Raw genomic sequence first — 5,890 nt, forward strand, 5'->3', positions numbered from 1 at the left:
TTTCAAGCACAATTCGCCGCCATAGTCCCCCACCCCCACCAACGTCCGACCCCCTCCCTAGTTTGTAAATGTCAGGTTCACACAACAGGAACAACCGAAAGGACACACACCATGGGAATGGACGTTTACGGAGAGGCAGCCACGTCGGAGGTCGGAGAGTACTTCCGCAACAACGTGTGGTGGTGGCGGCCACTGGCCGACTACATCCTGCGGACGCACCCGGAGCTGGCGTCGAGCTGCGCCGAGTGGCACAGCAACAGCGGCGACGGCCTGAATGCCGCCGAGTCGATCGCTCTCGCCGACGCTCTGGACGCGGATCTCGCATCCGGGGCCGTGGATGCCTACTCGACGGCGTATGCCGCTGAGGTGGCCGCGCTCCCCCGCGAGGCGTGCAACCTGTGCAACAGCACGGGATTGCGCACGGATGAGATCGGCGTCGCCCACGGCTACGACAAGCCTCGCGACCCGGCGACCGGGCGCGGCGGGTGCAACGGCTGCGCGGGCGTGGGCACGCGTGAGCACTGGGCGGCGAGCTACCCGTTCGCCACGGAGAACGTGCGCGAGTTCGCCGCGTTCCTCCGCGCCTCGGGCGGCTTCAAGATCCTCTGAGCCGTCGGCCGCCGTCGCCTCACCGGGCGGCGGCGGCCCTGATCCGGGGCCGCGAATCCCAATGTCGGTGGCCCCCCGTAGTCTGTAAATGTCAGGTTCACAACAACAGTTCGAAAGGACACACATCATGACTGAGAAGAAGGTTCTGAAGGCCGAGGGAGTCGGCGAGCTGGTCGGAGCGGTCACCGCACTGCTGGGGTACATGCCCTCGCAGTCCCTGGTCATCGCCCCGCTCGCGGGCACTCGCGCCACGAGCGCTATGCGGGTCGATCTCCCGACCGACGCCGAGGTCTACCCGGCCATGGTCGCGCAGGTGATGGGACTCACGTGCCGCGTGCAGGGCGTGACGGGCTTCGCGGCTGTCATCTACACCGACGGCACCGACTCGGAGCACGAGGGGCTGGCCGCAACCCTGCTGAGCGCGGCATCGTTCATCGGCCTGGACGTCGCCACCGTGGCATTCGTCACCCCGACCACCTGGGGCGAGTACTTCGAGGGAGCGGCCCGCCCCCTCGACACGCTCCCGGCGCTGCCGGGGCCGGATCTGGTGCGCGACGGCGACCAGACCTCCGGGGCTTCCCTCCCCGTGGTCGATGAGGCGCTGCGGGTGCGGATCTTCAACGCCCCGCTGCCTCACCCGGAAAGCGTGGATGCGTGCGCTCTGTTCGAGGACGTGCTCACCTGGAACGTGGAGGCGCTGGACGCCGAGAAGGTGGCCGTGCTGACCGGCCTGGTGTCGCTGCCGATCTTCCGTGATGTCGCGCTCGCACAGTGGGCGACGACGGAGGGGCAGGGCCGCGAAACCCTCGCCGCTCAGAAGGCGTTCCTGAACGGTGCGCCGATCGCGGATGAGGTGGGCGGCGTCATCCTGGGGCAGGGTTCGCGCCCCGAGGTTACCCGACTCCAGGGCGCTCTGGCGGTCTGCCGGATCGCCGCAGCGCACGCCCCCACGGAGGAAAGCGCAGCCGCGCTCCTCACCGCGTGCGGGTGGCTGTCGTGGGCGCTGGGTTCCTCCACTCACGCGTCGTTCTACATCGACCTCGCACGGGCGGCTGATCCCACGCTGTCGATGGCAGATCTGATGGCCGAGCTGGTCGCTCAGGGAATGCTCCCCGAGTGGGTTTTCACCCGCTGACAACCACCGGTACCCCGGGAACCCCCGGGGCACCCCACAGCCTCACCTCACAGGAGAACATCATGGGACAGACCACCACCATCACCATCACCAACGCCCCCGACCTCACCGCGGAGCAGCTCGCCGAGCTTGCCGACGGTCACGTGTACGACACGACAGCGTGGACAGACGAGGACGGCACGCACCACGTGCAGGGCAACTCGAAATGGATGCCCGACGAGTGGGTCGCAGCCGTCGTGAGCCTCACCGAGGCGCTGCCCGAGGCGACGACAACTGTCGACGAGGAATGGGACACCCGAGACGCCGACGAGCCAGGGCAGACGATCAGCCGCTACCGCGCCGGGGCTCTCCTCTCCCAGGCATCCCAGGTCAACGGGCTGGTGCCCGGAGATCTGCCGACCGCGATCGCCAACGTGCGCGCCGCGCTCGCCGGTGACGGCGACGTCACGGAATCCGTCACCTGGCTCCTCGACGGACTCGACGGCACACGGGTGTAACCGGAACCGCCAGGGGACGGCGACCCCCGCTCCCCCTGGCGGAATCCCAATGTCGGAGGCCCCCCGTAGTCTGTAAATGTCAGGTTCACAACATTAGGGAGACTGGGACATGAAGACCACAGCCGAGATCGCCGACGAGCAGATGAAGGCGTTCACTCTCATCGACGCCGAGCAGTTCGAGGACGACCAGGAGAGCGACCCCGACGTGGAGGAGGTGTCCGCGCACTACATCCGTGAGCAGATCATCGCCGCACTCGACGCCGACCGCGCACAGCGCCCAACCGAGCTGCTCTACGACAGCCGCGATCTCCACGTCGCCGCCTGGCCCGCTCACCCCGACATGAGAGTCGCAGGCACGCCGGAGGCGATCGTGGTGCAGATTGACACCGGCGCGGCCACCGGCCGCATCCGCGTCAACCTGAACGATGCGCCGATCTGGGATGGAAACCCCGAGACGGACAGCACGCCCGGAGCATTCTTCGACCCGCAATAGCGGCGGCGGGCGGGCTGCCGACAGCAATGTCGGTGGCCCCCCGTAGTCTGTAAATGTCAGGTTCACAACACCACCTAGGAGAAGACATGACAGACATCACCACCACCGCCCCGGCCGCTCTCGGAGAAGGCACCATGGTGTTTCCGCCGGCACCGGCGGTCACCGACCGACGGGCCGGATTCAGCGGGGAGCTCGAGCGGGCGCGCGAGGAGTTGGCGGCCGCGCAGCGCGCGCTCGCCGAGAAGGATGAGGCGATCGTCGCGCGCAATCGCACCATCGAGCAGCTGCGCACCGAGCAGATCACCGACGGCGGCGATTACCGTCTCACGGAGTTCTGGGAGCGCGCGGGCCGCATCGCCGACAACGCCGACTTCTGCCAGGAGTACGACCGCATGGCCGAGGCCATGAACGGCCCGCGTCGCGAACGCGACTACGACGTGACACTGCGGATCACGGTCGAGTGGACGACCACACGCCGCGCCGTCGACGGTGACGCGGCGGGCGATTTCGCCCTCCAGGACTTCGACGTAACCGAGATCGCCGAAGAGGCGAGCATGGGAACGCTGACGGTCATCGAGTCCGAGGTGTACGAGACCGAGGAGGCCTGACAGCGACCGGGGAGGAGGCCACAAACCTCCTCCCCGGGGTTCCCAATGTCGGGGACATCCGCTAGACTGTAAATGTCAGGTTCACAACAATAGTTTTTCAGGACGGGCGCTCGCCGCCTCCCACCCGAAGGGAACACCATGATCGCCCAGGGCGTCACCCCCCGAGACTTCCTCGCACACGTCGAGATCACCGCAGCGGACCCCACCCCCGCCATGCAGTCCGGCCTGTACAGCGTCGGCCAGTTCTTCGCCGTCACCGGCCTCTACGCCGACCTCGACGCCCCCTTCGAAAAGTTCGAACCCTCCCCCAGCAACGACTGGCTCAGCCCCGGCTACGCGGCCGCCATCGCCTACCGCACCGACCCCAGCGCCCCCACCACCGACCACCCCTACATCCTCGCCACCTACATCGAAGGCGACGTCACCCGCTACCGGTTCACCCGCTTCGGAGACGCCGCCCGCGCAGGCCGCCTCTGGGCCGTCGGCACCCCGGCAGGCGCAGCATGAGCACCCGCGGCGAGCGCCCACCCGGCCCCCGCCCCGACTGGGCGACCGTGAGCCGGTGGGTCGACGCGGGCAAACCGCCCCTCAACCCCGACGGCACCTGGGATCCGCCCGCGCTCGCCGCATCCACCCAAGGAGGCACCCTCGATGACTGAGACACTGATCGACTGCCCCAAGCCCGGATGCGGATTCTCCAGCGCAGGCGGCACCCCGCGCGAAGCACAGGCCCGCCTCACCCGACACATGAGCCGCACCGACCACACCGCATTCGCCCGCCGTCACCGCGCCGCGCTCGCCGCATCCCAGGAGCGACCCGGGTGAGCGCCGGCGATCGCAAACCGGGCGAGACCCTCGAATGCCACCGATGCCACCGCATCGGAACACGCGGGTTCGTGCCCTGGGGCTCAGAAGGATGGGAGTGCTCCAACGATCGCGCCTGCACCGCACGCCTGCAGCAGCGCGAAAAACCCGACCCTCGCCAGATGTCACAGACCGAACTCAACGACCACCTCGACCGCCTCGTCACCCAAGGCTCGACGACACCCCCGAATTCCACCAGGCCTACAAGATCTGGGAAAAAGACCAATGACCGACCCCACCAACCCCACCCACACCGAACACGTACCGCGCAGCGCTCGCCGCAGCACCGCAGATATCATGAGCCAAGGCACCCGGCTGTCGAGCACCCCCGCCCCGCGCGGGAAGGTGGTCCGAGCCTGTTGTGAACCTGACATTTCCCAGCAGCTCCAGCCGGGTGCCGCCTACCTCGTCGATCACCCGCACCCTCACACCGATCACGAAAGGCACCCGCTGATGCTCCACCGCGACAGCATCGACCTCCTCGTCACCGCAGCCGTCGCCGCACTCAGCGACGACGACGAACTCGCCACCCACCACGAACGCCTCGTCACCTCCGCCGACACCCTCGGCCAGATCCTCACCGACGCCGCGCTCGCCGCATCCGCGGAACCCTACAAGTGGCAGCCCGTCGCCGAACTCCTCACGCCCACTCTCGTCGACGACCTCATCCTCCAGCTGGAACGCACCCGCCTGGCCTACATCGACGCCTGCAGCAAGGCCGGCGACTGGGCGCACTCCCCCGCCCACCGCTACATCGACCGGCTCGGCACCAGCATCCGCGCCCGACTTGACCGCGGCACCACCGACCCCAATCAGATGATCCTCTCCTCGAGCGAGCTCGAGGAGACAGACCCCGACTGGCGCCGCCCCACCATCCACGCTCACCACGACCTCACCGACTCGCAGGAGGATGACCATGGCCAGCCGTGACCTCGTCGGATACGACTACATCGCCGCCGGGCTCGGCCTCAAAGGCCCACAGCAAGCACGAGAGTACCGACACCGCCACGACGACTACCCCAAGCCCGCAAACCCCGGACAGCGCTCCCCCCTATTCCGCCGCGTCGACGCCGACCGCTACATCGACGCACACCGCAAACCAGGCGCACCCGAGAACCCCACACCCGAGCCCATCAAGATCGACCTCACCAAGCTCGTCGACTTCTCCTACCTCGCCAACGGCCTCCAGATCTCACTGAAGACCGCCTACAAATACGGCACCCCCACCAGCGGCCAGTACATCCCCGGATTCCCCGACCCCGTCACCCCCGCCGGCGTCCGCACCCCCCTCTTCAACAAGATCGAAGCCGACGTCTTCATCGCCGGCCGACGCGCAGCTGCAGAGAACCAGAAAGGCCGCGTCCGCGCCGCAGCAATCGGAACCACCGCGCTCGCCGCAGCGCAGGAGATCTATCGGCTGCTCGGCCGTGAGGTGAACCTCGAGGATCGCGGGCAGCTGCAGGAGGTGCTCTTCGGAGATCTCGGCCTTCCGTCGACGTCGTCGACGTCGCGTGGCCCCTCGGTTGCGACCGCGGCGCTGGTGAAGCTGCAGGAGACGAACCCTCATCCCGTGTTGCACCAGCTGCTGGTCTACCGCGGCGCGATCGCTCCCGAGGTGGAGTGACTCGGATTCGTCCAGCACAACCAGTAGCGGCCGCTCCCTGAATCGAGGGGCGGCCGCTAC

10 protein-coding genes are annotated in these 5,890 nt (G+C 67.9%); all 10 read left to right on the top strand.

Annotated features, from left to right (window positions below; translation table 11 throughout):
- Positions 1-111 precede the first annotated feature (111 nt).
- The 10 genes from ACQUSX_RS15265 to ACQUSX_RS15310 all read left to right on the top strand — a co-directional run bounded on the left by ACQUSX_RS15265 (position 112) and on the right by ACQUSX_RS15310 (position 5,830).
- A complete protein-coding gene (locus ACQUSX_RS15265; protein WP_428929986.1) occupies positions 112-609 on the top strand; it encodes a hypothetical protein in 498 nt (165 codons plus the stop codon).
- 127 nt (positions 610-736) lie between these two features.
- Entirely contained in the window at positions 737-1,744 is a 1,008-nt protein-coding gene (locus ACQUSX_RS15270) for a DUF4192 family protein (RefSeq protein WP_428929987.1), read from the top strand.
- A gap of 62 nt (positions 1,745-1,806) precedes the next feature.
- Positions 1,807-2,241: a hypothetical protein gene (locus ACQUSX_RS15275; RefSeq protein ID WP_428929988.1), complete on the top strand. Its 435-nt coding sequence runs from the start codon at positions 1,807-1,809 to the stop codon at positions 2,239-2,241.
- Between the two features lie 109 nt (positions 2,242-2,350).
- Positions 2,351-2,734, top strand: coding sequence for a hypothetical protein (locus ACQUSX_RS15280; protein WP_131494537.1), 384 nt, complete (start codon positions 2,351-2,353; stop codon positions 2,732-2,734).
- Positions 2,735-2,820: 86 nt separating this feature from the next.
- A complete protein-coding gene (locus ACQUSX_RS15285; RefSeq protein ID WP_131494536.1) occupies positions 2,821-3,342 on the top strand; it encodes a hypothetical protein in 522 nt (173 codons plus the stop codon).
- A gap of 138 nt (positions 3,343-3,480) precedes the next feature.
- Positions 3,481-3,849: a hypothetical protein gene (locus ACQUSX_RS15290; RefSeq protein WP_428929989.1), complete on the top strand. Its 369-nt coding sequence runs from the start codon at positions 3,481-3,483 to the stop codon at positions 3,847-3,849.
- On the top strand, positions 3,846-4,001 hold the full coding sequence (locus ACQUSX_RS15295) for a hypothetical protein (RefSeq protein ID WP_165875517.1): 156 nt from the start codon (positions 3,846-3,848) through the stop codon (positions 3,999-4,001). Before ACQUSX_RS15290 ends, ACQUSX_RS15295 begins: the two co-directional genes overlap by 4 nt.
- A complete protein-coding gene (locus ACQUSX_RS15300; RefSeq protein WP_165875516.1) occupies positions 3,994-4,167 on the top strand; it encodes a hypothetical protein in 174 nt (57 codons plus the stop codon). The genes ACQUSX_RS15295 and ACQUSX_RS15300 overlap by 8 nt, the downstream gene beginning before the upstream one ends.
- Positions 4,168-4,659: 492 nt before the next feature.
- Positions 4,660-5,136 (top strand): hypothetical protein, encoded by a 477-nt coding sequence (locus ACQUSX_RS15305; protein ID WP_428929990.1) that lies wholly within the window; start codon positions 4,660-4,662, stop codon positions 5,134-5,136.
- Entirely contained in the window at positions 5,123-5,830 is a 708-nt protein-coding gene (locus tag ACQUSX_RS15310; RefSeq protein WP_428929991.1) for a DNA polymerase, read from the top strand. The genes ACQUSX_RS15305 and ACQUSX_RS15310 overlap by 14 nt, the downstream gene beginning before the upstream one ends.
- Positions 5,831-5,890 lie beyond the last annotated feature (60 nt).

It is taken from the genome of Microbacterium alcoholitolerans (assembly GCF_050408615.1).
Classification (GTDB): domain Bacteria; phylum Actinomycetota; class Actinomycetes; order Actinomycetales; family Microbacteriaceae; genus Microbacterium.

Excerpts from the sequence above, each read along its gene's own strand:
- ACQUSX_RS15265 (WP_428929986.1), top strand. The coding sequence starts at position 112 with ATGGGAATGGACGTTTACGGAGAGGCAGCCACGTCGGAGGTCGGAGAG.
- ACQUSX_RS15270 (WP_428929987.1), top strand. The coding sequence starts at position 737 with ATGACTGAGAAGAAGGTTCTGAAGGCCGAGGGAGTCGGCGAGCTGGTC.
- ACQUSX_RS15275 (WP_428929988.1), top strand. The coding sequence starts at position 1,807 with ATGGGACAGACCACCACCATCACCATCACCAACGCCCCCGACCTCACC.
- ACQUSX_RS15280 (WP_131494537.1), top strand. The coding sequence starts at position 2,351 with ATGAAGACCACAGCCGAGATCGCCGACGAGCAGATGAAGGCGTTCACT.
- ACQUSX_RS15285 (WP_131494536.1), top strand. The coding sequence starts at position 2,821 with ATGACAGACATCACCACCACCGCCCCGGCCGCTCTCGGAGAAGGCACC.
- ACQUSX_RS15290 (WP_428929989.1), top strand. The coding sequence starts at position 3,481 with ATGATCGCCCAGGGCGTCACCCCCCGAGACTTCCTCGCACACGTCGAG.
- ACQUSX_RS15295 (WP_165875517.1), top strand. The coding sequence starts at position 3,846 with ATGAGCACCCGCGGCGAGCGCCCACCCGGCCCCCGCCCCGACTGGGCG.
- ACQUSX_RS15300 (WP_165875516.1), top strand. The coding sequence starts at position 3,994 with ATGACTGAGACACTGATCGACTGCCCCAAGCCCGGATGCGGATTCTCC.
- ACQUSX_RS15305 (WP_428929990.1), top strand. The coding sequence starts at position 4,660 with ATGCTCCACCGCGACAGCATCGACCTCCTCGTCACCGCAGCCGTCGCC.
- ACQUSX_RS15310 (WP_428929991.1), top strand. The coding sequence starts at position 5,123 with ATGGCCAGCCGTGACCTCGTCGGATACGACTACATCGCCGCCGGGCTC.